18 protein-coding genes and 1 pseudogene are annotated in these 25549 nt (G+C 71.3%); 5 read left to right on the top strand and 14 right to left on the bottom strand.

What is annotated here, in order from left to right; genetic code table 11:
- Positions 1-78 precede the first annotated feature (78 nt).
- A complete protein-coding gene (locus tag ACGFYY_RS13865; protein ID WP_365272300.1) occupies positions 79-2238 on the top strand; it encodes a RecQ family ATP-dependent DNA helicase in 2160 nt (719 codons plus the stop codon).
- 214 nt (positions 2239-2452) lie between these two features.
- Positions 2453-3082, top strand: a complete 630-nt coding sequence (locus ACGFYY_RS13860; RefSeq protein ID WP_365272303.1) for a hypothetical protein — start codon at positions 2453-2455, stop codon at positions 3080-3082.
- A 245-nt stretch (positions 3083-3327) separates the two neighbouring features.
- On the opposite strand, the gene ACGFYY_RS13855 is transcribed toward ACGFYY_RS13860, so the two are convergent.
- The 3 genes from ACGFYY_RS13855 to ACGFYY_RS13845 all read right to left on the bottom strand — a co-directional run bounded on the left by ACGFYY_RS13855 (position 3328) and on the right by ACGFYY_RS13845 (position 5448).
- On the bottom strand, positions 3328-3960 hold the full coding sequence (locus ACGFYY_RS13855) for a hypothetical protein (RefSeq protein WP_393709177.1): 633 nt from the start codon (positions 3958-3960) through the stop codon (positions 3328-3330).
- A gap of 59 nt (positions 3961-4019) precedes the next feature.
- Entirely contained in the window at positions 4020-4730 is a 711-nt protein-coding gene (locus ACGFYY_RS13850) for a ribonuclease HII (RefSeq protein WP_393709175.1), read from the bottom strand.
- A 115-nt stretch (positions 4731-4845) separates the two neighbouring features.
- The gene (locus ACGFYY_RS13845) at positions 4846-5448 is read right to left on the bottom strand and encodes a TetR/AcrR family transcriptional regulator (RefSeq protein WP_393709173.1); all 603 of its coding nucleotides are present in this window, start codon (positions 5446-5448) and stop codon (positions 4846-4848) included.
- Between the two features lie 141 nt (positions 5449-5589).
- On the opposite strand from ACGFYY_RS13845, the gene ACGFYY_RS13840 reads away from it, so the two are divergent.
- Positions 5590-7143 (top strand): MFS transporter, encoded by a 1554-nt coding sequence (locus tag ACGFYY_RS13840; RefSeq protein ID WP_393709171.1) that lies wholly within the window; start codon positions 5590-5592, stop codon positions 7141-7143.
- A gap of 93 nt (positions 7144-7236) precedes the next feature.
- Here the strand turns inward: ACGFYY_RS13840 and ACGFYY_RS13835 are convergent, their stop codons facing one another.
- From ACGFYY_RS13835 to ACGFYY_RS13815, 5 genes are all read right to left on the bottom strand, one after another.
- Positions 7237-8946 (bottom strand): DUF4153 domain-containing protein, encoded by a 1710-nt coding sequence (locus ACGFYY_RS13835; RefSeq protein WP_393709169.1) that lies wholly within the window; start codon positions 8944-8946, stop codon positions 7237-7239.
- Between the two features lie 255 nt (positions 8947-9201).
- Entirely contained in the window at positions 9202-10119 is a 918-nt protein-coding gene (locus tag ACGFYY_RS13830; protein ID WP_365272317.1) for an ADP-ribosylglycohydrolase family protein, read from the bottom strand.
- Positions 10120-10130: 11 nt separating this feature from the next.
- Entirely contained in the window at positions 10131-10790 is a 660-nt protein-coding gene (locus ACGFYY_RS13825; protein WP_365272320.1) for a histidine phosphatase family protein, read from the bottom strand.
- 74 nt (positions 10791-10864) lie between these two features.
- A complete protein-coding gene (locus tag ACGFYY_RS13820; protein ID WP_030713338.1) occupies positions 10865-11470 on the bottom strand; it encodes a YdbC family protein in 606 nt (201 codons plus the stop codon).
- Positions 11471-11502: 32 nt separating this feature from the next.
- Positions 11503-12342: an arylamine N-acetyltransferase gene (locus tag ACGFYY_RS13815; protein ID WP_393709165.1), complete on the bottom strand. Its 840-nt coding sequence runs from the start codon at positions 12340-12342 to the stop codon at positions 11503-11505.
- A gap of 94 nt (positions 12343-12436) precedes the next feature.
- Here ACGFYY_RS13815 and ACGFYY_RS13810 point away from each other — a divergent pair.
- A pseudogene (locus ACGFYY_RS13810) lies at positions 12437-13397 on the top strand (DUF1152 domain-containing protein).
- A 254-nt stretch (positions 13398-13651) separates the two neighbouring features.
- Here the strand turns inward: ACGFYY_RS13810 and ACGFYY_RS13805 are convergent.
- Together ACGFYY_RS13805 and nrdR are read right to left on the bottom strand one after the other, a co-directional pair.
- Positions 13652-16540, bottom strand: a complete 2889-nt coding sequence (locus ACGFYY_RS13805; RefSeq protein ID WP_393709163.1) for a vitamin B12-dependent ribonucleotide reductase — start codon at positions 16538-16540, stop codon at positions 13652-13654.
- 145 nt (positions 16541-16685) lie between these two features.
- Positions 16686-17198, bottom strand: a complete 513-nt coding sequence (gene nrdR, locus ACGFYY_RS13800) for a transcriptional regulator NrdR (protein WP_365272338.1) — start codon at positions 17196-17198, stop codon at positions 16686-16688.
- A gap of 469 nt (positions 17199-17667) precedes the next feature.
- On the opposite strand from nrdR, the gene lexA reads away from it, so the two are divergent.
- Complete coding sequence (gene lexA / locus ACGFYY_RS13795) at positions 17668-18462, top strand: transcriptional repressor LexA (protein WP_052871803.1); 795 nt, start codon at positions 17668-17670, stop codon at positions 18460-18462.
- An 81-nt stretch (positions 18463-18543) separates the two neighbouring features.
- Here the strand turns inward: lexA and ACGFYY_RS13790 are convergent, their stop codons facing one another.
- The 4 genes from ACGFYY_RS13790 to ACGFYY_RS13775 all read right to left on the bottom strand — a co-directional run bounded on the left by ACGFYY_RS13790 (position 18544) and on the right by ACGFYY_RS13775 (position 25269).
- Positions 18544-20514, bottom strand: a complete 1971-nt coding sequence (locus tag ACGFYY_RS13790) for an ATP-dependent DNA helicase (protein ID WP_033217429.1) — start codon at positions 20512-20514, stop codon at positions 18544-18546.
- A gap of 52 nt (positions 20515-20566) precedes the next feature.
- On the bottom strand, positions 20567-22459 hold the full coding sequence (locus ACGFYY_RS13785) for an IucA/IucC family protein (RefSeq protein WP_393709159.1): 1893 nt from the start codon (positions 22457-22459) through the stop codon (positions 20567-20569).
- A gap of 99 nt (positions 22460-22558) precedes the next feature.
- The gene (locus tag ACGFYY_RS13780) at positions 22559-23272 is read right to left on the bottom strand and encodes a GNAT family N-acetyltransferase (RefSeq protein WP_393709157.1); all 714 of its coding nucleotides are present in this window, start codon (positions 23270-23272) and stop codon (positions 22559-22561) included.
- A 32-nt stretch (positions 23273-23304) separates the two neighbouring features.
- On the bottom strand, positions 23305-25269 hold the full coding sequence (locus tag ACGFYY_RS13775; RefSeq protein ID WP_393709277.1) for an IucA/IucC family protein: 1965 nt from the start codon (positions 25267-25269) through the stop codon (positions 23305-23307).
- Positions 25270-25549: the final 280 nt, after the last annotated feature.

Raw genomic sequence — 25549 nt, 5'->3', positions numbered from 1 at the left:
CGCCCGCTCCTGTCGCCGCCGTCCACAGGCTCGGAGCGGCATTGGCGCGATGTCGGAGGCATCGGGTTGCATGGGGGCATGAACGCAGACCTGAGGTCCTCGGCCGACTCCGTACTAGCCCGCCTCGTGGGCGACCCCACGGGCGCCGCCAGGCTGCGTGAGGACCAGTGGCTGGCGATCGAGGCCCTCGTGGCGCACAAGCGGCGGGCGCTGGTGGTGCAGCGCACGGGCTGGGGCAAGTCCGCGGTGTACTTCGTCGCCACCTCCCTACTGCGGGCGAACGGCGCCGGCCCCACCGTGATCGTCTCCCCGCTCCTCGCGTTGATGCGCAATCAGGTCGAGGCCGCGGCCCGGGCCGGGATCCACGCCCGGACCATCAACTCCGCCAACCCGGAGGAGTGGGAGGGCATCCAGGCCGAGGTGGCGGCGGGTGAGGTCGATGTCCTGCTGGTGAGTCCGGAACGGCTCAACAACCCTGATTTCCGCGACCAGGTCCTCCCCAAGCTCTCCGCCGCCACCGGCCTGCTCGTGGTCGACGAGGCGCACTGCATCTCCGACTGGGGTCACGACTTCCGCCCCGACTACCGGCGCCTGCGCACCATGCTGGCCGACCTGCCGCCAGGGGTCCCGGTGCTCGCCACGACCGCGACGGCCAATGCCCGCGTGACCGCCGACGTCGCCGAACAGCTCGGCACCGGGGCCGGTACGGACGCCCTGGTGCTGCGCGGACCGCTGGACCGCGAGAGTCTGAGTCTGGCCGTGCTGACCCTGCCCGACGCGGCGCACCGGCTGGCCTGGCTCGCCGACCACCTCGGTGAGCTGCCCGGCTCCGGGATCATCTACACGCTGACGGTGGCGGCCGCCGAGGAGGTCACCGCCTACCTACGCCACCGCGGGCACACCGTGTCCTCGTACACCGGAAAGACGGAGAACGCCGACCGCCAGCAGGCCGAGGACGACCTTCAGGCGAACCGGGTCAAGGCGTTGGTGGCGACCTCCGCCCTCGGGATGGGCTTCGACAAGCCCGACCTCGGCTTCGTGGTGCACCTGGGGTCGCCCTCCTCCCCCATCGCCTACTACCAGCAGGTCGGCCGCGCCGGCCGTGGTGTGGAGCACGCGGAGGTCCTGCTGCTCCCCGGCCGGGAGGACGAGGCGATCTGGCAGTACTTCGCCTCGGTGGCCTTCCCGCCGGAGGAGCAGGTGCGCCGCACACTCGACGTCCTGGCGCAGGCCGGCCGACCGCTGTCGCTGCCGGCCATGGAGCCGCTGGTCGATCTGCGCCGCACCCGGCTGGAGACCATGCTCAAAGTGCTCGACGTCGACGGCGCCGTGCACCGGGTCAAGGGCGGCTGGACCTCGACGGGCGAGCCCTGGGTCTACGACGCCGAGCGCTACGCGTGGGTCGCCCGCCAGCGGGCGACGGAGCAGCAGGCCATGCGCGACTACGCCGCGGCCACCGGGTGTCGGATGGAGTTCCTGCGCCGTCAGCTCGACGACGAGGAGGCGGCGCCGTGCGGCCGCTGCGACAACTGCGCCGGGGCCCGGTTCACGGCGGAGGTCTCCGGCACCGCGCTGGACACCGCCCGCGGTGAACTCGGCCGACCGGGCGTGGAGCTGGAGCCGCGCAAGATGTGGCCGACCGGGCTCGCGGCCGTCGGGGTCGACCTCAAGGGGCGCATCCCCGCCGGGGAGCAGGCCTCGACGGGCCGGGCGCTGGGTCGGCTGTCCGACATCGGGTGGGGCAACCGGCTGCGCCCGATGCTGGCCCCGCAGGCTCCGGACCAGCAGGTTCCGGACGACGTCGCGCAGGCCGTGGTCGCGGTGCTCGCCGACTGGGCCCGGGGCCCGGGCGGCTGGGCCTCGGGCGCTCCGGACGCGCCGGCCCGGCCGGCGGGCGTGGTCGCCCTGCCCTCGCGCAGCCACCCCCAGCTGATCGGTTCGCTGGCCGCGCGGATCGCGGAGATCGGGCGGATGCCGTTGTTGGGCACGCTCGCCTACACGGACCAGGCACCGGAGTTCGGGTCGGTGTCCTCGAACAGCGCGCAGCGGGTACGAGGGCTCCACCAGGCCCTCACCGTGCCCCCGGCGCTCGCGGACGCGCTCGCGCGGTCCGCGGGGCCGGTGCTGCTCGTGGACGACCGTACGGAAAGCGGGTGGACCATCGCGGTGGCCGCCCGGCTGCTGCGGCAAGCAGGCGCGAAAGAGGTGTTCCCGCTGGTGCTGGCGCTTCAGGGCTAGCCGAATGCGTCATCTTCGGCGTGGCGGGGCAAGGATATGAACGGCATACCGGCGAATTCCGGTCGGCGGCGTCAATTGCTCGTTGCCGCATGCTCGGAAGCCACGCGAGAATTGGGGTGCTCCCGCTCGGCTCCTCGGCACCCTCCTGGGCCGTGCTGCGGCGCGCCCTGACTCCACCGTGCCCGTTCGCGGGCGTGTACCCGAAGGGAGGACCGTGACCTTCGGATTCGCGCCGCCCCCGACCACGTCCCTGGCGACAGCCACCGGCGGCTCCAGCCGGCACGGCAGACTGCTGGAACCCTCGGAATGGACGGCGGCGGGCATTCCACTGCTCCGCAATCCGCGCGAGGTCGTCAGCGGGCTGCACTCCCGGCACAGCCCCGTTCCCTCCACCGCCGTCATCGCCGTCCTCGGCCCGGAGGAGCAGCTCGTCGCGAGCGCCTCCTTCGTGCAGCGCTCGACCTCGGCCGACGGCTGGGAGTACCGCAACGCCCTGCTGTCCCGGCTGCGCCGGGTCCTCCCGCACGACCTGCGGCGGCGGACCCCGGTACGGACGGCCGTGCTGCTCTACTGCCGTGAGGGCGACGAGCGTTGGACCGAGGAGGACGGGGCGTGGATGTGGGGGCTGCGCGATGCCTGCACCTTGCACGGCCTGCGCTGCGGCGCGTACATCACGCTCACCCACGGAGGCTGGCAGGTGCTCGGTGAGGGCCGTGGGGGTCGGCGCCCGAGCTCCGACTCACGGCCGCAGCGCCTGGGCGACACCGTCGCCGAGTTCTCGCCGCTCGCCCTGCACACCGGGGGCGGCGCGGTCGAGGCCCTGCGGCGGACCGCCGCGCGCTGACCTCGTACGACCCACGCGTAAAAGCCACACGTAGAGCCCACGACCAGAACCCGGCCGCGTGCGACTGTCGCCCCGCGGGCATGCCTCACGGCCGTACACCCGGGAAGGGCGTACGGCGGGTCAGGCACCGGGATCAGGCGTCGGGCGGCGGCCCGACTCGGGGCCCGATCCAGGCCCCGGCGCGGGCTTCAGCGGGGCCGGCCCAAGGCCCGCCCCGCCCCTCGCCCGTGCCGGGGTACAGGGCGTCAGACGCCCGCACCCAGCAAGGAGTTGATCTGCTGCGGGTCACCGCACACGATCAGCAGCGCACCCGCCCGGGTGAGCGCGACCGGCAGGGCACCCGCGATGGTGTCGACCGCTCCGCCGTTGGCCGCGAAGACCACGACGGGACGGCTGGCGGCGCGCTGGACCTGCGCCGCGTCCGCGTAGAAGACGTCGTCCCCGGCGTCGTGCAGGGCCCAGTACGCGGCCTCGCCGAAGGACAGCTCGTGAGCGGCCCACGGGTGCGGGTCGCCACTGGTGAGCACCAGGATGTCGCCGGGCGCGCGCCCGGTGTCGAGCAGCAGGTCGACGGCCTCTTCGGCCGCGTCCAGCGCGCCCTCGGCGGAGGCCGGGATCAGCTGGATCTGCGGCACCGCCGCGGAGACGGACGGTGTGGTGGGGGCTGCGGGAACGGGTCCGGAGGTGGCCTGCGGCGCACGCTGTGCGGGCGGTGCGGGCCGGGCGGGACCGGGGCGGCCGGGCCGCGGTACGGCGGCGGGACGCGGACCAGGTACGGGGCGGGGGGTCTGCGCGGTGCGGCTCGCGGCCGGCGTGACGCGGGGACCCTGGGCACTCTCGTGAATCTGAGGCTCCTCGATGGCGGGGGTGAGAGGCATGAGTTGATATCTATCAAACACCGGTACGAAACGTACCGGTCGGTGGCACAGACGTGCGATCAGAAATCGAAGCCGAGTTGGCCTCCGTTTTCCAGCTCCATCGACTCCTCGCTGCGACGCACCTTCTTGAGGTGGCGCCACCGGGGCAGCGCGTCGAGGTACGACCACGAGAGTCGGTGGTAGGGGGTGGGCCCCAGTTCCTCCAGGGCGGCCCGGTGTACCGGCGACGGGTACCCGGCGTTGGCGGCGAAGGCGAAGTCCGCGATTCCACTGCCCTGTTCCCCGAGCTCGGCCATCATGCGGTCGCGGCGGACCTTGGCGATGACCGAGGCAGCGGCGACGGCGACGCAGGACTGGTCGCCCTTGATCACCGTACGGACCCGCCAGGGCGGGCCGAGGTAGTCGTGCTTACCGTCGAGTATCACCGCGTCGGGCCGCACCGGCAGCGCCTCCAGTGCGCGCTCCCCCGCCAGTCGGAGGGCGGCCGTCATCCCCAGTTCGTCGATCTCCTCGGGCGAGGAGTGCCCGAGCGCGTACGCGGTGACCCAGCCCTCCAGGACGTCGAGCAGGGCGTCGCGCCTCTTCGGGGTGAGCAATTTGGAGTCGGTGAGCCCGGCGGGCGGCCGGCGCAGGCCGGTGATCGCCGCACACACGGTGACGGGTCCGGCCCAGGCCCCTCGTCCGACTTCGTCGACCCCGGCGATGACCTTGGCGCCGGTGGTTGCACGGAGGGAGCGTTCGACGGTGTGGGTGGGTGCTTCGTACGGCATGGCGCCAGCAAGGTTACGCCGCCCCGAGCCGACTGCACACCCCCGCCCCGGTCCGACCCGCCCGCGATCGGGCGCGGACCCCGCTCCACGCGCCCCGCGCCGCCCCCGCCGCGTCTCACACCCTGAGCAACGGCACCATGACCTCGTCGATCAGCGCCGCGATGTCCGCATCCTCCCATTCGCTTCCGCACACCTTGGCGCGGTACATCAGCATGGCCGGAATGACATCCACGACAAACGGACCGGTCGCATCCGGCCGCACATCACCCCGCCCGATTCCGCGCTCCACAAGCTCCCTGATCAGGCGCTGGGCAGGCTCGTGCAGACCGGACCAGATGACTCCATGAAACCGATCCGCATGCATGTGATCGCATTCGTGAAGCACCGACCGCAAGGCCTGACCGGCGCGCGAGTGCATGACGTCGCGGGTACCCACACACAGCCGATAGAGGTCGTCACGGATCGAACCGCAGTCGGGAATGTCACCGATCCGCGGCAGGCCGCTCCGCAGCGCGTCGGCCACCAGGTCCGCCTTCGACGGCCAACGACGATAGAGCGCGGCCTTACCGGTGTGCGCGCCGGACGCGACGCCCTCCATGGTGAGCGCGTTCCAGCCGACCGTGCTCAGCTGCTCCAACGCGGCGTCGAGAATCGCCCGTTCGAGCTCAGGACCTCGCCTGCGCCCGGGCGACGCCGCCGACCAGCGTGAACCCACCATCTCCCCCACCTCCGACCGGCCTGCGCGTTCGGCGCACATATTTTCAGCCTTAGTGAACGCTTGCGTTCACTAAGGCGCGGCTCCTACCGTGGACCCGCAGTGAACGAATGCGTTCACTATTTCACTTTGGGGGGATCCTCAGTGACAAGCTCTCAACTCGACACACCCCGGATACCGGGGGCGGCACGGCGGGAGGGGCGCCCCGGAGTGGCGCTCGCCGTCATCGCCGCGTGCCAGCTCATGGTCGTCCTCGACGCGACGATCGTGAACATCGCGCTCCCACACATCCAGAGCGCCCTCGACTTCAGCACCACCGACCTCTCGTGGGTGCTCAGTGCGTACACCCTCACCTTCGGCGGCCTGCTGCTGCTCGGCGGCCGGGCGGGCGACATCCTGGGTCGTCGCCGTGTGTTCCTGGCCGGCATCCTGCTCTTCACGCTGGCCTCCCTCCTCGGCGGCTTCGCCCAGGAGCCCTGGCAGCTGCTCGCGGCCCGTGCACTGCAGGGGGTCGGCGGCGCGATCGCCTCGCCCACCTCGCTCGCCCTGATCACCACGACCTTCCCCGAAGGCCCCGAACGGAACCGGGCGTTCGGGGTGTTCGCCGCCGTCTCCGCGGGCGGCGGCGCGATCGGTCTCCTGGCCGGCGGCATGCTGACGGAGTGGCTCGACTGGCGCTGGGTCCTCTTCGTCAACGTGCCGATCGGCGTGCTGATCGCGGTCCTCACCCCGCTCTACATCACCGAGTCCGAGCGCCACCCCGGCCGCTTCGACATCGCCGGAGCCCTGACCTCCACCGGCGGCATGGCCTCGCTCGTGTACGGATTCATCAGCGCCGCCGAGAAGGGCTGGCGCGACCCGATCACCCTCGGCTCGTTCGCCGCGGCCATGGTGCTGCTGGCGCTCTTCGTCGTCATCGAGTCACAGGCCCGCGAGCCGATCATCCCGCTGCGCATGTTCGCCGATCGCAACCGCACCGGCACCTACGTGATCATGCTGGGCCTCGCCGCCGCGATGTTCGGCATGTTCTTCTTCATCGTCCAGTTCGTGCAGAACGTGCTGGGTTTCTCCCCGATCCGATCCGGACTGGGCTTCCTGCCCGTGACGGCCGCCATCATCACCTCCGCCGGCCTCGCTCAGCGCTTCCTTCCGCGCTTCGGGCCGAAGCCCTTCATGGTCGCCGGGTCCGCGCTGACCGGAACCGGGCTGGCCTGGCTGACCTTCATCCGGACCGACAGCTCCTACCTCTCCGGCGTGCTCGGGCCGATGCTGCTGTTCGGCTTCGGCATGGGCCTCAACTTCGTGACCCTCACCCTCACCGCCGTCTCCGGCGTGGCCCCGAAGGAGGCGGGCGCGGCGTCCGGGCTGCTCAACGCCAGCCAGCAGGTGGGCGGCTCGCTCGGGCTGTCCATCCTGGTCACCGTCTTCGGCACGGCCAGTCGTGACGAGGCCACGAAGCAGGCCCCGGCCTTCATGGCCCAAGCGGACCCCGAGCAGATCGCCGCCTTCAAGGAGACCGGCTTCCTGCCCGACCCCTGGGGTGACCTCGTTCTCACCCACGGCATCTCCACCGCCTTCTACGCCGCCGTCGCCATGGCGGGCCTGGCCCTGGCCACCGCCCTGCTGGTGATCCGGGTACGCAAGAGCGACCTGGAGGCCCTGGCCGGAGCCGCCGCGAAGGCCGGTCCGGCCGCCTGAGCGAGCCCGTCCGTACGAAGCGGGGGTCGGGCACGGGAGACGTTCCCCGCGCCCGACCCCGTACGCGCCCTCCCGGGAACTCCGCCGCTCGGCCTAGTACTCGACGCGGCTGCCGAAGGAGCCCAGGCGCGAGCAGACCTCGTACGAGGCGGTCACCGGACGCTCACGCAGGATCTGCCGGGCCCGGTACTCGCCCCAGCTCATCGCGTACCAAGGGACGTCCCCGGCCTTGGCCAGCTCGTCGTTGATCCCGCGCAGGGCGCAGGACCGCTGCGGCTCCGGCAGCCGGTCCAGACCGGGAACGGCGTCCGCCGACAGGGACTGGAAGTAGGCGAGGTCGATCTTCGTGTTCTCCTCGAAGCGGGCCACGTTGCGCTCGGCGACCATCCCGTCCGGGGAGAGCAGGCCGAAGGCCAGGACCGCCGCGGCCACGCTGCCCGCGAACGCGCGCGCCGGCCAACGTCCACCGAACAATCCGGCCGCCATGATCAGTACGATGACCAGCCCGAGCCACAGCTCCATCGCGGCCACCGACACACGCAGCCTGGTCAGCCCGTACGCCTCCACGTAGAGGTCCATCCGGCGCAGCGCGGAGGCGACGACGACCAGCGTCAGTGCGCACAGCACACCGAGGACGATCCGGACGAAGCGGCGGTCGCCCGCTCTGGAGCGGGGGGCCCAGCGCAGGGCGAGCGCGATCACGGCGAGGGTGAGCAGGGTGGCCCAGAGCAGTTGCCAGAAGCCCTGTTGGGCGTACTCGGCGTAGGTCAGGCCGGTGCTCTTCAGGACTTTGTCGTAGCCGCCGAACAGGACGGTCAGCTGGACGGCGTTGAAGCCGGCGAAGAGCAGGTTCAGCACGACGAGCGGGAGGGCCCATTCGACTCGGGAACGCGGCTTGCCCGGGGCCACCTTGATCCGGTCCCAGCGCAGCGGGGCGGCGGCCGTACGGGCCGCGGCGAGCGCGAGGACCGCGCCGAGGAGGAAGAGCATGAACCGGACCGGTCCGTCCTCGACGGACACGTCCGGCGTCAGATCGCCCAGCAGATCGGCGAAGGCCGCGTCGGCGGAGGCGAACAGCGCGCCGAAGAGCAGCAGCAGGACGGCGGCCACCACGGCCGCCTTGGCGACGGGTAGCCAGCGGTCCTTGTTGCCCCCGCCACGGGAGCGCAGGCCGGTCAGCAGCCAGGCGACCCCGGACACGGCGGCGTCGAGGAAGCCGAGCGGGCTGAGCAGGACGCCGGGCCAGGTGCGGCTGCCGTGCAGGGCCAGCGCGCCGAGCAGGACGGCGGACAGGATCGCCAGCGTGGCCGGCCAGGCGGAGTCACGCAGGGCGGGGACGACGAGCAGGGCGATGCAGCCGATCACCCAGGCCACGGTCCAGGGGCGGGCGCGGCGCCCGGCCTCGCGGGCGGCGACGTAGGCCGCGACGACGGCGGGCACCACCGCGAGCAGCAGACCGGGGCCCATGCCGTCGCCGAGCAGCAGCGCGGTGGCGAGTCCGGAGACGAGGACGGCGACGAGGGTGGCGGTCCGGATGGGGGCGGCCTCGGCGGGGCGCACCCGCATGGCCCAGGAGGGCGGGGCCGAGCGCTGCTGCACGTGCCAGGGGTTCGGGGGCGCCGCACCGAACTGCCCGCCCGGGGGTGGGCCGGCCGCGCCGGTGTGTCTGCCACCGGCCGGGTTCGGCCTCGCGGGCGGATCTCCGGCCGGGTTCGGCTTCGCCGGCGCATCCCCGGCCACGGTCGGTGCGTCGACCGCGTCCTCGGTCCGGGCTTCGTCCGCCCCGCCGGTGTTCTCTGACATCAGGTTCCCTCCCCTGTCGGCCGCCCCGGAGTTCACGGTGGTGCGGCGATGCGGACAGGGTAGGCCGGGGGGATGCAGTTTTGAACAGGATCAAAAGAGTCCTGTGGCAGGACCGTGACAATCGGAGCGGGTTGTTTCACGCGCGCCGGACGTGGGCGGACGCGCGAACGCGGCCGAGGCGTTGAGACGCCGAAAAGTTGAGAAGTGAGACGCCGCCAACTCTCCCGGGCGGCCCGGCGGATCGGGCCGCGGGTGTCAGCCCGCCGCGACCTCCGGCAGCCAGGCCGGCAGCGCTTCGGTACGTGCCAGCCACGTGGCGGGCGGTACGGCGTCCCCCCGCGCGCCCAGCACCCCGCCGACGATCGCGCAGGTCGTGTCGACGTCCCCGCCCACCTGCGCGGTGGTCCAGAACGCCTTCTCGTAGTCGTCCAGCGCCCGCGCCGCCGACCACAGGGCGAACGGCACCGTGTCGTGCGCGCTCGTGCGCCGCCCGCAGCCCAGGACCGCCGCGACCGTGGTCGCGTCGCCGTAGTCCAGCATGTCCCGCGCGCGCCGCAGCCCGGCGCCCACCGCGCTGCGCGGTACCAGTGCGATCACCCCGTCCAGCAGGTCGGACGCCTTCGGCGGGGAGTCGGTGCTCGCGGCGATGGCCGCCGCCGCGGCGACCGCCATCGCCCCGCACACGGCCTCGCGGTGCTGGTGGGTGGTGTAGGCGGAGATCTCCGCCTGGTGGGTGGCCTGCTCCGGGTCGTCGGCGTACCAGGCACCCAGCGGCGCGATCCGCATGGCGGCGCCGTTGCCCCACGAGCCCTGCCCGTTGAACAGTTCGGCGGCCAGCGTGCGCCAGTCCTGCCCTTCCCGCACAAGTCGCAGCATCCGGTTCACCGCCGGCCCGTAACCACGGTCGAAGTCGTGGTGGTGGGCGAAGGAACTCGCGAGCGCGTCCTGCTCGATCCGCCCGTGCTCGGCCAGCACGGCCACCACCGAGCAGGCCATCTCGGTGTCGTCGGTCCACTGCCACGCCTCGGCGCCGGTGGGCAGCTCGCGCCGCTTGAGGAGCGGGTAGTTCACGGGGACGAAGTACTGGGAGCCGAGGGCGTCACCCAGCGCCAGCCCTCGGAGGCTGGCCATGGCGCGCGCGTAGCGCCGTTCGGGAGTGGAATCAGGCGTCATCGCGGGCCACTCTAGCCGTCCAGGTCATAAGGCTCGGGTGTGGTCCACCGCTCAAACGGGCGGTCCATCCGGTACCGACCGTCCGGTCCGATCAGGAGCACCCTGAATTCACCGTTGCCCGGATTGGACAGGGCCTCGAATTCGGCCACGGACCAATGGAACCAGCGCATGCAGAACAGCCGCATCGTCAGCCCGTGCGTCACCAGCAGCACGTTCTCGGGATGATCGGGGGCCTCGAAGCTGCGGTAGAGACTTTCCAGGAAGGACCCGACCCTGTCGTACACATCGGCCCCGGACTCGCCCTGCGCGAACCGGTAGAAGAAGTGCCCGTACGCGTCCCGGTACGCCTTCTGCAGGCGTACGTCGTTCCGGTCCTGCCAGTTCCCCCAGTCCTGTTCGCGCAGGCGCGGCTCCTCGCGCATCCGCACCCGCGTCGGGTCCAGCCGGAGCTCGCGGAACGTCTGGAGGGTGCGGCGGTACGGGGAGACGTAGGCGCTGATCGTCTCGCCGCCGAAGAGCTCGCGCAGCCGGGCACCGGCCGCCGATGCCTGCTCCCGTCCGGTCGGGGTCAGGCGCAGCGCGTGATCGGGCTCCCGCTCGTACACGGAGTCGTCGGCGTTCCCCTCCGATTCCCCGTGTCGGACAAGGACGATGCGCCGTGGTCGAACCATCCCACGACCCTATTCGGCCCCCGGGCGCCCGGCCGACCGGGCACGCCGATCGGACGACGGCGGTCATCGTACGGTCACACCGTCCAGGAGGGTTCGAGGTCGACGACATCGCCGGTGAGGGCCTCGACATCGGCCTGGATCTGGGCGCGCAGGGAGAGCCGCTCGACCCGCTCCTGCCGGTACTTGCCGTGTTCGGCGGCGGCGTGCCACATCGAGAGGACGAGGAACTCCCGGCCCGGGGCCTCCCCGAAGAGGCCCCGGATCATGCCGGGCGAGCCCGCCATCGCCGGATTCCACACCTTCTCCTGCATCAGGGCGAAGTGGTCGACCCGCCCCTCCCTGACCCGGGTGTGTGCGACCCGTACGACGTCGGCATCGGTGAAGCGCGGCTCGAAGCCGGTCTTCACGTCGAAGCGGTGGTCGAAGAGGGTGACCCGCAGATCGGTGTAGGTGCCGTTCTGGGAGGCGGCCAGCCGGTCGTGCGAACGGGCCATGAAGGAGTCGTAGAAGGACCGGCTCTCCCAGAACGCGAAGACATGCGCGACCCCCTGCCGGCCCCGGCTCCAGCCGCCGCCCTGCCCCCGGAATCCCGGCTCGCCCGGCAGCCCCGCCCATTTTCGCTGCCCGCGCTCGAACCCGCGTCGGTCCGTCACCGTGCAGCGAATCCACTTGACCAGCACGGCGCCATCGTACGGGCCGGGCGGGGCCCCGGTCAGTCCTCGGCGCGGTGGATCCGCACCAGTTCCGCCGCGTCCCGATCGGGCAGCCGAAGACCGAACTTCCGATCGAGCACGGCGAGCAACTCGTCCGGGCCGATGACCTCCTGCTCGACAAGACCGTCGGGGTGCAGTCGGGTGAGTTCCCGCCCGACGAGCGCCTGGCGGACGCCGTCGCCCGGGTACTGGACGATCAGCCGCCCGGCGAAGGAGGAGGCGGGGTGGGTGGAGCTGTAGTGGTTGAGCACGACGTAGTCGGCGGGGTGGTACTGCTGCGGGGAGAAGGCGTACAGGTCCCGCCAGGCGTCGCCGCGCAGCAGGCACAGCACGAGGACGCCGCCCTCCTCCTCGCGGACGCGGTACGTCCACTCGCCCTGCCGCACCTCGGCACCGGGACGTCCCAGAGGCACCGGCTCCCGAGGACCCTGGAAGCCGAACCCGGCGTCGCACAGCCATGGTTCACCCGCGACGGTGACGACGAGGACGGCGTGTGTCACGGCGAGCACGGAGTCGCCGCGGGTCCGGTTGCGGGCGCCGCGCCCGGAGACCTCGAAGCCGATCCGCTCCAGGGCGGCGGCCAGCAGCGAGTTCTGCTCGTAGCAGTAGCCGCCGCGGCGAGCGTGCACGAGCTTGTCCTCGATCGACTCGAGGTCCAGCGCGACGGGGCGGCCGAACAGGACGTCGAGACTCTCGAAGGCTATGGCGGCGGTGTGGGCGCGGTGCACTGCGTACAACGTGTCGAGGTCCGGGCGGAGTTCCCCGCGCCTCCCCCGTTCCCCCTGATATCCGATCCGCTCCAGATACGCGTCCAGGTCCAGCTCGTCACCGCTCCACATGGCTGACCATCTCCCCGCTCCCCCGCCTCGCCGGCCGTCGCCCGCCGTGAAATACGCGGGCGCGCCGTCCTACGCGCCCCGCACAATGATCACCATGACGGCACTGCACTCCAATCCCGCTTTTCGACCGCCTCGCCGACGCCGAAAGCATCCTGGTCACGGGTGCGGGCGGCGGCTTCGACATCTACGCCGGCCTCCCCGTCGCCCTGTCCCTGATGCACCAGGGCAAGCGGGTCCAGCTGGCGAACCTCTCCTTCAGCATGCTCGCCGGACTGCCCGACGAGGCGTGGGTGGCCCCCGACCTCGCAGCCGTCACCCCCGACTCCGCGCCCCACCTGTCCTACTTCCCCGAGCGGACCTTGGCCCAGTGGTTGGCCATCCACGGCTACCCGGCCACCGTGTACGCCTACCACCAGACCGGGGTGCAGCCGTTGCGCGCCGCCTACCGCGAACTGGTCGACCTCCACGGCATCGACGCGATCGTCCTGGTCGACGGCGGCACGGACATCCTGATGCGGGGTGACGAAGCGGGCCTCGGAACCCCCGAGGAGGACCTCACCAGCGTGGCGGCACTGGCCGCCCTGGACGACGTACCGGAACGCCTCGTCGTGTCGGTGGGCTTCGGCGTGGACGCGTACCACGGGGTCAGTCACGGCCTGGTACTGGAGAACATCGCGGCGCTGGAGCGCGCCGGCGCCTACCTCGGGGCGTTCTCCATACCGCGCGCCACCAGGGAGGGCGCGCTCTTCCTGGACGCGGTGGCCCACGCCCAGGACCGGACGCCGGAGCGTCCCAGCATCGTGAACGGCTCGATCGCCGCGGCCGTCCGGGGCTCCTTCGGCGACGTGCAGTTCACCAGCCGCACGCGGGGCAGCGAGCTGTTCGTGAACCCGCTGATGTCCCTGTGCTTCGCCTTCGACCTGCCGGGCCTGGCCGCGCGCTGCCTCTACCTGGACCGCATCGAGGACACCCACCTGATGCGCCAGGTCCATTCCCAGATCGCCGAGTTCCGCGAGGAACTGGTCACCCGGCCCGCGCGGCGCATCCCCCACTGACGCGCCCGCTCACGGGCACCTCCCCGCGCCGACGGCTCGTTGCGACCGTGCCCGGGAGTGCTGGACAAGCTACGCGCCCACCTCGCCCACCTCGATCGGCGGGCGGACGAGTTGGCGCAGGCCCGCCTGACCCTGCGGGGGGCCATCGCGGCGGCCGAACACACCGAGTAGTCGGCGAAACGCCGGATGGGGTGTCCGCGTCACCGCGAACACCCCACCCGCACGGTCGGCTCACGCCCGACCGGGCGTCATGATCAGCTGCAACCGCTCGTCGAGCCGCAGCCCTCGCAGATGTAGCAGGAGCCGGCGCGCTGCATCTTCGTACCGCAGGAGAAGCAGAGCGGGGCGTCGGCGGAGACGCCGAGCTGCATCTCGACCAGTTCGGCGTTGCTGTGCGCCGTCTTCGGGGCCGGGACGGAGGGGGCCACGACCGGCTTCGGGGCGGAGGGGACCGCGGCCAGCGGGGCCGCCTGCATCAGGGACTCGGTGTCCAGCTCGTCCTCGAGCGGCTCGTAGGAGCCGGTGTCCAGGTGACGCTGGCGCTCCTCGGCGGTGTGGATGCCGAGGGCCGAACGGGTCTCGAAGGGCAGGAAGTCCAGCGCCAGGCGGCGGAAGATGTAGTCGACGATCGACTGCGCCATCCGCACGTCCGGGTCGTCCGTCATGCCGGCCGGCTCGAAGCGCATGTTCGTGAACTTCGAGACGTACGTCTCCAGCGGCACGCCGTACTGCAGACCGACCGAGACGGCGATCGAGAAGGCGTCCATCATGCCCGCGAGGGTCGAGCCCTGCTTGGACATCTTCAGGAAGACCTCGCCCAGGCCGTCGTCCGGGTAGGAGTTCGCCGTCATGTAGCCCTCGGCGCCACCGACCGTGAAGGAGGTGGTGATGCCCGGGCGGCCCTTGGGGAGGCGCTTGCGGACGGGACGGTACTCGATGACCTTCTCGACGGTGGCGCGGATGGTCTCCTCCACCTTGGCGGTGACCTCCTCCTTCTCCTGCTCCTTCTTCTTGGCGGAGAGGGGCTGGCCGACCTTGCAGTTGTCGCGGTAGATCGCGAGCGCCTTGACGCCCATCTTCCACGCCTCGAAGTAGATCTCCTCGATCTCCTCGACGGTCGCCGTCTCCGGCATGTTGACCGTCTTCGAGATCGCGCCGGAGATCCAGGGCTGGATCGCGGCCATCATGCGGACGTGGCCCATCGCGGAGATGGAACGCTCGCCCATGGCGCAGTCGAACACCGAGTAGTGCTCGGCCTTCAGGCCCGGGGCGTCGACGACCACACCGTGCTCGGCGATGTGCGAGACGATCGCCTCGATCTGCTCCTCCTGGTAACCCAGGCGGCGCAGGGCCTGCGGGACGGTGCCGTTGACGATCTGCATCGAGCCGCCGCCGACGAGCTTCTTGAACTTGACCAGGGCCAGGTCCGGCTCGACACCGGTGGTGTCGCAGGACATCGCGAGACCGATGGTGCCGGTCGGCGCGAGGACGGAGGCCTGGGAGTTGCGGAAGCCGTTCTTCTCGCCGAGGCGCAGGACGTCCTGCCAGGCCTCGGTGGCCGCGGCCCAGATGCTGTTGTCCAGGTCCTCGGTGCGCGGCGCGACGGCGTTGGCGTCGGCGTGCTGCTTCATGACGCGCTTGTGGGACTCGGCGTTGCGGGCGTAGCCGTCGTACGGGCCGACGACGGCGGCCAGCTCGGCGGAGCGCTTGTACGCGGTACCGGTCATCAGCGAGGTGATCGACGCGGCGAGGGTGCGGCCGCCGTCGGAGTCGTACGCGTGGCCGGTGGCCATCAGCAGGGCGCCGAGGTTGGCGTAGCCGATGCCCAACTGGCGGAAGGCGCGGGTGTTGTCGCCGATCTTCTGCGTCGGGAAGTCCGCGAAGCAGATGGAGATGTCCATCGCGGTGATGACCAGCTCGACGACCTTGGCGAAGCGCTCGGCGTCGAAGGACTGGTTGCCCTTGCCGTCGTCGTTCAGGAACTTCATCAGGTTGAGCGAGGCGAGGTTGCAGGACGTGTTGTCCAGGTGCATGTACTCGCTGCACGGGTTGGACGCGGTGATGCGGCCGGACTCGGGGCAGGTGTGCCAGTTGTTGATCACACCGTCGTACTGGATGCCCGGGTCGGCGCAGGCCCACGCGGCCTCGGCGAGCTTGCGGAAGAGCGCCTTGGCATCGACCTTCTCGATGACCTCACCGGTCATACGGGCCCGCAGACCGAACTGGGTGCCGTTCTCGACGGCCGTCATGAACTCGTCGTTCACGCGGACGGAGTTGTTGGCGTTCTGGTACTGGACGGACGTGATGTCGTCGCCGCCCAGGTCCATGTCGAAGCCCGCGTCGCGCAGGGCGCGGATCTTCTCCTCCTCCTTCACCTTGGTCTCGATGAAGGCCTCGACGTCCGGGTGGTCCACGTCCAGGACGACCATCTTGGCCGCGCGGCGGGTGGCGCCACCGGACTTGATCGTTCCGGCGGACGCGTCGGCGCCGCGCATGAAGGAGACCGGACCGGAGGCGTTGCCGCCGGAGGAGAGGAGCTCCTTGGAGGAGCGGATGCGGGAGAGGTTCAGGCCGGCACCGGAGCCGCCCTTGAAGATCATGCCCTCTTCCTTGTACCAGTCGAGGATCGACTCCATGGAGTCGTCGACGGCCAGGATGAAGCAGGCGGAGACCTGCTGCGGCTGGGGCGTACCGACGTTGAACCACACCGGGGAGTTGAAGCTGAAGATCTGGTGGAGCAGGGCGTACGTCAGCTCGTGCTCGAAGATCTCCGCGTCGGCGGGCGAGGAGAAGTAGTCGAAGTCCTCGCCGGCCTTCGTGTACGTCTTCACGATCCGGTCGATCAGCTGCTTGAGACCGGTCTCGCGTTGCGGGGTGCCGACCGCGCCGCGGAAGTACTTGCTGGTGACGATGTTGACCGCGTTCACCGACCAGAAGTCGGGGAACTCCACGCCACGCTGCTCGAAGTTGACCGAGCCGTCGCGCCAGTTGGTCATGACGACGTCACGGCGCTCCCAGCTCACCTCGTCGTAAGGGTGCACGCCCGGGGTGGTGTGGATGCGCTCGATACGCAGGCCGCCCTTGGCAGCCTTGGTCCCCTTGGCGCGGGAACCACGTGCCGAGCCGCTCGCCGTCTCTGTCATGCCGCTTCCTCCCATATGCGGGCAAAAACGCCCTAAAGTGCCATCGATATTCCACGGCACGATGCTGTGTCTTGTATCTACGTCTCTTCGCCTGGCCGACCGGCCGTGTACACGACGCGTGAGCGCCGCGACCCGGGGGGTCCGATCAGTCGGCGGCGGAGGCGGGCACGGGGACCTGGCCGGTCCTCCCGAGCTCGCACTCTTCAGGATGAGACCGCGGAACGCGGAGTTCCGCGATGGCGGTCTCGAAGTCTTCAAGGGTGTCGAAAGCTTTGTAAACGGAAGCGAACCGCAGGTACGCGACCAGGTCGAGTTCCTGCAACGGGCCGAGTATGGCCAGACCCACGTCGTGGGTGGTCAGCTCGGCACTCCCGGTGGCGCGCAGCGCCTCCTCGACCCGCTGGCCGAGCTTGGCGAGGGCGTCCTCGGTGACCGGCCGCCCCTGGCACGCCTTACGCACGCCGGAGATGACCTTGGTACGGCTGAAAGGTTCCGTGACCCCGCTGCGCTTGATCACCATCAGCGAGGCCGTCTCCACCGTCGTGAAGCGACGGGAGCAGTCGGGGCACTGACGGCGCCGGCGGATCGACGTGCCGTCGTCCGTGGTGCGACTGTCGACGACGCGGCTGTCGGGGTGCCTGCAGAAGGGGCAGTGCATGGTTCCCTCACCCTCCCTTGTGGCACGACCGAATCACCTCACGGAGCCCCTGAACGACGGAGGCGGACTCCGTCGGGGGCTCGTGAAGCAGCCACCAGCATATGCGATGCCGAGGGTCTCGGAAGACCCGAGGACCACAACCTCTGGGCGGCAGCGCTCATCCAACCACTAGATCTTGGGTTGTGGCGGATTTACGGGGCTCTGCGTGTCGCGGCGTCCGATGGGCGGACACGAGGCCTCCCGGTGCCACACTGGGCACAGGCCCGGAAGGTGGCGATCCGACCGGGAAGGGTACCGTAAGCGGCGGATGTCGAGCCGAACCCGCGTTCGGCGAACCGATCGTCCATACACCTCTTGAAATGCCCACGCGGGACGATCTGCGATTTTTCACTCGAACGTGTGTTTGGCGCAACCTTTCGAAAGCTACTACCGTTGTCCAGCTAGGGAGAACATTTCGAGAGGGGCCGACGTGACCACCACCGCAGACAGTGCCGCCATCACTGCCCAGAACCGCTCCCAGAGCCGACTCGAGCCGGTGCATGCCATGAACGACGCAAACCTGAACCCGGAGGCGGAGCCCGTCGTACGCCCCGCACGCTCGCTGCCAGGTCGACCTCCAGGCATCCGCGCCGACAGCTCCGGGCTCACGGACCGGCAGCGGAGGGTCATCGAGGTCATTCGCGACTCCGTGCAGCGTCGGGGATACCCGCCGTCGATGCGGGAGATCGGCCAGGCGGTCGGCCTGTCCAGCACCTCGTCGGTGGCCCACCAGCTGATGGCCCTGGAGCGCAAGGGCTTCCTGCGTCGTGACCCGCACCGCCCGCGGGCCTACGAGGTACGCGGCTCCGACCAGCCCAGCTCGCAGCCCACCGACACCACCGGCAAGCCCGCCGCCTCCTACGTTCCCCTGGTCGGGCGGATCGCGGCCGGCGGACCGATCCTCGCCGAGGAGTCGGTCGAGGACGTCTTCCCGCTCCCCCGCCAGCTGGTCGGCGACGGCGAACTCTTCGTCCTCAAGGTCGTCGGCGACTCGATGATCGAGGCCGCCATCTGTGACGGCGACTGGGTCACGGTACGTCGCCAGCCGGTCGCGGAGAACGGCGACATCGTCGCCGCGATGCTCGACGGCGAGGCCACGGTCAAGCGCTTCAAGCGCGAGGACGGCCATGTCTGGCTCCTCCCGCACAACGCCGCCTACCAGCCGATTCCCGGCGACGAGGCGACCATCCTCGGCAAGGTCGTCGCGGTACTGCGTCGGGTCTGACCCCGGCGCCCTCATTCAGCCCCCGGAACCCACTGCGCCGGTTCCGGGGGTTGTTCATGCCCGGAACCGGCGGGGACGGCCCTACTTTCCGTCGGCCTTGGCGGTCGCGTCGATCGCCGCCAAGGAACGTCGCGCCTGATTGCGGTCCGTGGTGTACCAGAAGTCGGGCAGGGTGGCCCGCAGGAAGCTCCCGTACCGGGCCGTCGCCAGCCGGGGGTCCAGGACCGCGACCACACCCCGGTCACCCGAGGCCCGTACGAGACGGCCCGCGCCCTGAGCCATGAGCAGCGCGGCGTGCGTGGCCGCGACGGCCATGAAGCCGTTTCCGCCGTGCTCCTCGACCGATTTCTGGCGGGCGCTCATCAGCGGGTCGTCGGGGCGCGGGAAGGGGATCCGGTCCATGACCACGAGCTGGCAGCTGGGGCCGGGCACATCCACGCCCTGCCAGAGCGAGAGCGTCCCGAACAGGCAGGTCTTCGGGTCGGCGGCGAAGGACTTGATCAGTTCGCCGAGCGTTTCCTCGCCCTGGAGCAGGATCGGGTTGTCCAGCCGGCCGCGCAGCTCCTCGGCGGCCGCCTTCGCGCCCCGCATCGAGGAGAAGAGACCGAGGGTGCGGCCACCGGCCGCCTCGATCAGCTCGGCGAGTTCGTCCATCATGTCGCCGCGGGTTCCCTCGCGGCCCGGCGTGGCCAGGTGCTTGGCGACATAGAGGATGCCCTGCTTGGGATAGTCGAAGGGCGAGCCGACGTCGAGGCCGCGCCAGACGGGTACGTCGTCGCCTTCGACCCCCTCGGCGGACAGGCCCAGGGAGGCCGCGACCCCGTTGAAGTCGCCACCCAGCTTGAGGGTGGCGGAGGTCAGGACCACGGAGCGGTCCTCGAACAGCTTCTCGCGCAGCAGGCCGGACACCGACAGGGGGGCGACCCGGAGGGTGGCGCCGAAGCGGTCGTGGCGCTCGTACCAGACGACGTCGTACTCGGAGCCGTTGGTGATCCGCTCCGCCACCCCGTGGATGCTCTCCACGGCGGCCAGCGCCTGCTTGCGTACCGCGTCCTCGTCGTGGACGGACTTGTCCCTGGTCGCCCCGATCGCCGAGATCACATTGCGCGCGGAGTCCCGCAGGGACATCAGCGCGTAGCCGAGGTCTTCCGGGATCTGCTCCAGCCGGCCGGGGAGCGCCAGCTCCATGACCCGCTCGAAGGTTTCGGAGGCGGTCTGCAGGGCGTCCGCGGTCTTCTCGTCGACCAGCTTGGCGGCACGCTTCACGGCCCGGTTGACCTGGCCCGGGGTGAGCTCGCCGGTGGCGACCCCGGTCACCCGGGAGACCAGCTCGTGGGCCTCGTCCACGATCAGCACCTCGTGCTGCGGCAGCACGGGCGCGCCCTCGATGGCGTCGATGGCCAGCAGGGCGTGGTTGGTGACGACCACGTCCGCCAGCTTGGCCCGCTCACGGGCCGCCTCGGCGAAGCACTCGGCGCCGTACGCGCACTTCGTCGCGCCCAGGCACTCGCGGGAGGAGACGGAGATCTGCGACCAGGCCTTGTCCGAGACGCCCGGGGTCAGGTCGTCGCGGTCGCCGGTCTCGGTCTCGTCCGCCCAGTCGCGCATGCGCAGCAGGTCCTGGCCGAGCTTGCTGGTGGGCGCGGCCGCCTCGAACTGGTCGAAGAGACCGTCCTCCTCGTCCTGCGGAGCGCCCTCGTGCAGGCGGTGCAGGCAGAGGTAGTTCGACCGGCCCTTGAGCATGGCGAACTGCGGGCGACGGCGCAGCTGCGGGTGCAGTGCCTCCACCGTCCGTGGCAGATCGCGCTCGACGAGCTGCCGCTGGAGGGCGAGTGTCGCCGTGGCGACGACCACGCGCTCGCCGTGGGCGAGGGCCGGCACCAGGTAGCCGAGGGACTTACCGGTGCCGGTACCGGCCTGGATCAGGCGGTGGGAGTTGTCGTCGATCGCTTCGGCGACGGCTTCGGCCATGGCCACCTGGCCGGGGCGCTCCGTGCCGCCGACGGCGGAGACGGCGGCGTGCAGCAGGTCGGGGAGGGAGGGCTTCGTCATAGCACTGCCAACCCTACGGGGCCGCACCGACAGCGGGTGCACCGGCGAGCAATCATGGCCGGTACAGGGGGTTGGGCACGGTGCCGTGCTGCACGGCGTGCGGGCGGTCGGGGCGGTCCCGGTATCCGTCCTCGTAGAGCCGGTTCCGGTTGAGGCAGAGCCGTCCGATGCGTTCGCCGAGCAGGTCGAAGAGCTCGTAGCGGTCCTTGAGCTCCGGGAAGCGGGCCTGGTGGCGCAGGATCTCCGCCCGTACAAGGGACCAGAACTCGCTCTCCGGAACGCCGAGACCGTCCTCGCACAGGGCCGAGAGGTAGCGGAAGACGCCGACGAACAGCCCCGAGTGGATGAACTGGGGCAGGAAGTCCGCGGGCTCGGTGAGGAGCACCGCCCGGACCTCGTCGGGTAGGGACTCCAGCTCGGGAAGCGGTTCGTCGGTGATGTTGACGTCGTCCACGAAGTCCTTGACTGCGAGCCGGACGGGGACGTCCTGCTCATCGAAGATCACGATGGTGTTCTCGCCGTGCGGGGAGAAGACGGTGCCGTAGCGGTAGAGGAAGTGGAGCAGTGGGGGCAGCAGGGCGGCGAAGAGGCGTTGCAGCCAGACGGCGGGGGTCACTCCGGACCGGGCGACCAGCTCGGCGGTGAAGGACCGGCCGCGCGGGTCGGTGTGGAGGAGGGAGGCGAGCGAGCGGGCACGCTCGCCCGGCGCCAGCAGGCCGGTGAGGGGCTCGCGCCAGATCGCGCCGAGGAGCTCCTTGTACTGGTACGGGACCTCGGGGAGCGCGTCGTACACGGGGTGGCGGACGGTGACGGAGGCGACCTCCCCGAGCAGGACGACCCGGCACTCGTCACGGAGGAAGGGGTCTCCGTCGCGGAGGGAGTGGATCCAGGCGGTGACGGCGGGGGCCGCGAGCGCGAGGTCGGACGGCAGTCCGCGCCAGACCATGGTGTTGAAGACGGAGAGCGGGAGCTTGACGCTGTGCCGGTCGGGGCGACTGAGGTTGAGGAACGTGCGGACGGACTGCTGAGGGAGGCGCACGTCGGGGTCGGCGGGGAGCGGCACCAGGGCGCCGGAGGCGAGCGCCGGGGCGAAGAGGGGCAGGACGACCTCGTCCCACTGCCAGGGGTGGACCGGCAGGTAGAGGTAGTGGAGCGGGTCGAGGCCCCGGTCGCGCAGGCATCGGTCGAAGGTGGCCCGGGTGACGGGGCCGAGCTCGGCGGTGTAGAGGCGGGCGGGGTCCTCCAGGCCGCCGGTCCCTCGGTAGGCGGCGAGCGAGGTGTGGGCGGCGAGCCACGGCAACCGTTGGCCGGTACGGGCCTCGGGGGCCCAGGCCGCGGTGTCGGCGGCGGAAAGTCCGATGCGGCCCTTGTTGGGGACGAGCCAGGGGTGACCGGTCTGGTGACCTTCGAGGGCGGCGTAGTCGAGGTCGGCGAGGACGTCGGCGGTGAGTGCGGTGTGGTCGAGCCGGGCGTCGGCGGTGAGGGTGGCGCTGAGCTCGCGGACGAGGTGACCGAGGGTGGGCCCGTCAAGACCGAGGAGGGTACGGGCCCGGACGAGGAAGACGTACGGGTCCCCGAAGGCGGTCGGGCTCCCGAGGTCGCCGGGCACGGTCGGTGCGGGCGGTGAGGTCGGTGCGGGCGCCGGCGGGGTGAGGGTGATCGTGTCCGGGGTGACGTGCCAGCTGCCGTACGAGCGGCGGCGGGCACGGAAGCCGAGGCTGCTGCCGTCGTCGAGGAGCAGGGTCCAGGCGTCGCCCGCGGCGGCCGGTGCGGGAACGGGGCGGATGATCTCCTCGTATGCGAATTCGCCGAGCATCTTGGCGAGCAGCCGACGTGAGGCGAAGTCCCAGGTCGCGCGGTTGAGTTCGGGCGGCGTGCAGGGATGCTGGGGCGACGGTGGCACGGCGGGTTCGGCCGCGTCGGGGGCTGCGGGAGAGTTCGGCACGGGACTCCTCGAAGGTCGGGAACTTTGCTTCGTCACGCAGAGTTATCGAAGGGAGAGGTGCGAAGCTGCCGACGACGGTCGGGTTCTGCGGGGCGGCACTCAGAGGAGATTGCGCAGCACCCGCTCCCGGATCATCAGGGCGGCCCGCTTCTCGGGAAGGTCGATTTCCGCGGAGCAGCGGAAGCCGGAGCTCAGGAAGGCCGATACGGAGGGGGTGTTGCGGATGTCCGGTTCCGCGACGACGCGTGTGCAGCGGGGGCGGTTGCCGAGGACCAGGTCGGCGACGGCGCGCAGCAGAGCTGTTCCGAGTCCGCGGCCGCGGTTCGTGCCGTCTCCGATGAGCAGGTGGATACCCGTGTCGTGGGGGCGCGCCGGGTAGTGCCCGGAGAGCGGGTCGAGGTCGGCCCGGTAGATCTCCCAGTAACTCATCGGTGTGCCGTCGAGGAGGCCGAGGCAGGGGATGCTGCTGCCGTCGCCGTCGAGCTGGGCCCGTAGGTGGGCGGCGGTGATCGCGGCGGGGCCTGCGAGTTCCCAGTAGGCGGCCACTTCGGGGTCGTTCATCCAGCTGGTGAGGAGCTCGAGGTCACGACCGGGCCGCACGGGTTCGAGGCGGAAGGCTCCGGCGGGTGTGGTGACGCTGCCCCAGATGGCGGGGGAATCGAGCAGGTCGGCCTCGGCGAGCAGGGGCAACAGGTCCACGTCGAGGCGTTGTTCGCGCATGGCGCCGGTGACGTCGACGAAGTCGTTGGCGGAACGGGTGTCGTGTGCGGATCCGGCAGCCGGAGCTACGGCCGGGATGTCGGTGGAGGGCATCGGGAGCTCTTCTCCGCGTCGGCGCCGACGCGTCAATCGTGAAGGGGGTTGGTGATGGTGACGTAGACGGACTGGGTGTCGACGGGGCCGACCAGCTCGTCGAGTCCGCCCAGGCGGGTGAGCAGATTCGCCTTGCAGCGCAGGGTGGGCGAGTCGAGCAGCCGTGCGGGGAGCGGGCCGAGGCCCACGGCCTTGGCGAGGAAGCGGCGGAAGGCGGCGAGGAGAACGCGTTCGTCCGCGAGCCGCTGGGATCCGAAGGCGCCGATGAGGCCGAGCACGTTGTTGATGCCGAGGTAGTAGGCGAAGCGTTCGTCGGTGACGGCGTCGGAGACGAAGGTGTCGCTGGCGCTTCCGATGCCGGGGAGCCGGTGCTCCAGTTCCGCGCGGCGGGATTCGCGGAAGTAGTAGCCCTGGTTGTCGCGGTAGCGGCCGCCGATCGGCCAGCCGGCCGGGTCGAGGAGCACCAGGGTGTTCTGCTGGTGCGCTTCGAGGGCGATGCCGGCGAGCGCGTCGAAGGCGAGGACCGGCAGGACCACGTGGTCGAGGTAGCGCAGGAACCACTCGGCGGCGACGGCGGAGGTCGTGTGGCCGGTGGCGGTGGCGAGACCGGTGACGAGTTCGGCGAGGCGCGAACTCATCGTGTTCCGGCCGGGCCACGGACGGGGGGCGGTGAGTGCGGCGATGCACACGGGGTCGTCGCCCGAACGGAAGGGGTTGTGGCGCAGCAGGGCGTCGAGTCCGGGCACGGGGGTTCCGTCCGGGGCGTCGACGGCGACCCAGGCGGGGTCGCGGACGATGTCGAAGGCGGGGTGGGAGGCCTGCCACTGCTCGGCGAGGCCGGTGCGGAGCAGCCGGTGCACCTCGACGCCGCGGTGGAGTTCCTTGCGGAGGTTCTCGCGGCGGGAGTTGGTGATGCGCAGGCCCAGGGAGAGCTTGAGCATCGCGGGGGCACCCGGGCGGTGGACCGTGCGGACGGAGGAGGTGGGGTACCAGGGCTCGCCGTGCGGGCCCAGGTCATGCAGGAGTCCGGCGTCGCGCAGAGCGGAGACGGCGGGGCGCTGGAGCAGGTCGCGGGCCTGCCAGGGGTGCAGGGGAAGGGGGGTGGTGCCGTGGGGCAGCGGGAGTCCGGGGGCGAGCCGGCCGAGGAGCTGTGGGGCGGAGACGGGGCGGCCGCTCTCGGTCCAGGCCGATTCGCTCGCGAGGGCGGCGGGTTCGACCGCGAACCAGTGCAGGGGGAAGGAGCCGTGGAGTTCGGGTGAGTAGCGGCGTGCCTCGGCCTCGGAGAGTCCTTCGCGGCTCTTCGGGTCCGGCTGGAGGGGGTGGCCGAGCAGGAGCGCCTGTTCGGCGGTGAGGAAGCGGTCCCCGTCGACGGGGGCCGGGGCGGTGGGGCGTTCCCGCCGGTCGGCGATGAATGCGGCGGTACGGCGGACCGAGTCGGCGACGCGGCCGACGAGGTCGGCGGCGCCTCGGCCACCGCTCGTGCCCTCACGGGCGATGAGTGCGGCGAGGGTGACGGCGTCGAGGGAGGGGGCGGCGGCGGTGGTGCCTTCGAGGCGGACCGCACCGAATCGGTGCCAGCCGGCGTGGGACCAGTGACGGACGGGGACGAGCAGGGCGGTTCCGGAGGCGGGAAGGGGGATGCGCAGAGGAGTTCCGGCGGGGCCGTCGGGGCGGCGGAGACCGGATTCGCGGACCCAGCAGCGGAGCAGGTTCTCGACCGCCGCCGCCTCGGCGGCGACGGCCGGGTCGGGGTGGTCGAGGAGATCGGGCAGGGTGGTCGGCTCCAGCCGGAGGGGGCTCGTCCACCTGGTGCGGGGCCGGGGTGGTGTGCCGTCCTTCTGCCGCGGCACCGTGGCCGTCGCCCCGTCTGCGGTGGCGGCCCCGGACCCGGTGGTGGCGGCCGCGGCCACGACCGGGGGGACCGGATCCGGTGTGCCGGATGCGCCCGCCGGGCCCTGCTGCGGGCGCTCGGCCGTGGCCGCGTCCCGGTGGGGCAGCGCGGCAGCCGGGGGCGGGGTGGGCGTGTCCTCGGCGGACACGACCCGGGCAGACGGCCCTCCGGCCGGACCCGAATCCTGCGCCTCGGGTGCGTCCGGCACATCGGGCACGTCGGGTAGGGGTGTCGGGGCCGGCGGCGCCGCGGGTTCCCTGAGCTGCGCCGCGGTGTCGGACGGCGACGACGGCCGTCCCGGGGCGGTGGCCTCGGGAGCCGGTTGCGCCTGGGCCGGTCCCGGCGTCGGGGCGAGCCGGTCGGGCGACGCCGGCTGCGTCTCCGTG

It is taken from the genome of Streptomyces sp. NPDC048331 (assembly GCF_043201215.1).
GTDB lineage: Bacteria > Actinomycetota > Actinomycetes > Streptomycetales > Streptomycetaceae > Streptomyces.
Note: the sequence above shows the minus strand (reverse complement) of the source record. Positions and strands in the feature narration are given on the sequence as shown.

Excerpts from the sequence above, each read along its gene's own strand:
- ACGFYY_RS13865 (WP_365272300.1), top strand. The coding sequence starts at position 79 with ATGAACGCAGACCTGAGGTCCTCGGCCGACTCCGTACTAGCCCGCCTC.
- ACGFYY_RS13855 (WP_393709177.1), bottom strand. The coding sequence starts at position 3,960 with ATGCCTCTCACCCCCGCCATCGAGGAGCCTCAGATTCACGAGAGTGCC.
- ACGFYY_RS13850 (WP_393709175.1), bottom strand. The coding sequence starts at position 4,730 with ATGCCGTACGAAGCACCCACCCACACCGTCGAACGCTCCCTCCGTGCA.
- ACGFYY_RS13845 (WP_393709173.1), bottom strand. The coding sequence starts at position 5,448 with ATGGTGGGTTCACGCTGGTCGGCGGCGTCGCCCGGGCGCAGGCGAGGT.
- ACGFYY_RS13835 (WP_393709169.1), bottom strand. The coding sequence starts at position 8,946 with ATGTCAGAGAACACCGGCGGGGCGGACGAAGCCCGGACCGAGGACGCG.
- ACGFYY_RS13830 (WP_365272317.1), bottom strand. The coding sequence starts at position 10,119 with ATGACGCCTGATTCCACTCCCGAACGGCGCTACGCGCGCGCCATGGCC.
- ACGFYY_RS13825 (WP_365272320.1), bottom strand. The coding sequence starts at position 10,790 with ATGGTTCGACCACGGCGCATCGTCCTTGTCCGACACGGGGAATCGGAG.
- ACGFYY_RS13815 (WP_393709165.1), bottom strand. The coding sequence starts at position 12,342 with ATGTGGAGCGGTGACGAGCTGGACCTGGACGCGTATCTGGAGCGGATC.
- ACGFYY_RS13805 (WP_393709163.1), bottom strand. The coding sequence starts at position 16,540 with ATGACAGAGACGGCGAGCGGCTCGGCACGTGGTTCCCGCGCCAAGGGG.
- nrdR (WP_365272338.1), bottom strand. The coding sequence starts at position 17,198 with ATGCACTGCCCCTTCTGCAGGCACCCCGACAGCCGCGTCGTCGACAGT.
- ACGFYY_RS13790 (WP_033217429.1), bottom strand. The coding sequence starts at position 20,514 with ATGACGAAGCCCTCCCTCCCCGACCTGCTGCACGCCGCCGTCTCCGCC.
- ACGFYY_RS13780 (WP_393709157.1), bottom strand. The coding sequence starts at position 23,272 with ATGCCCTCCACCGACATCCCGGCCGTAGCTCCGGCTGCCGGATCCGCA.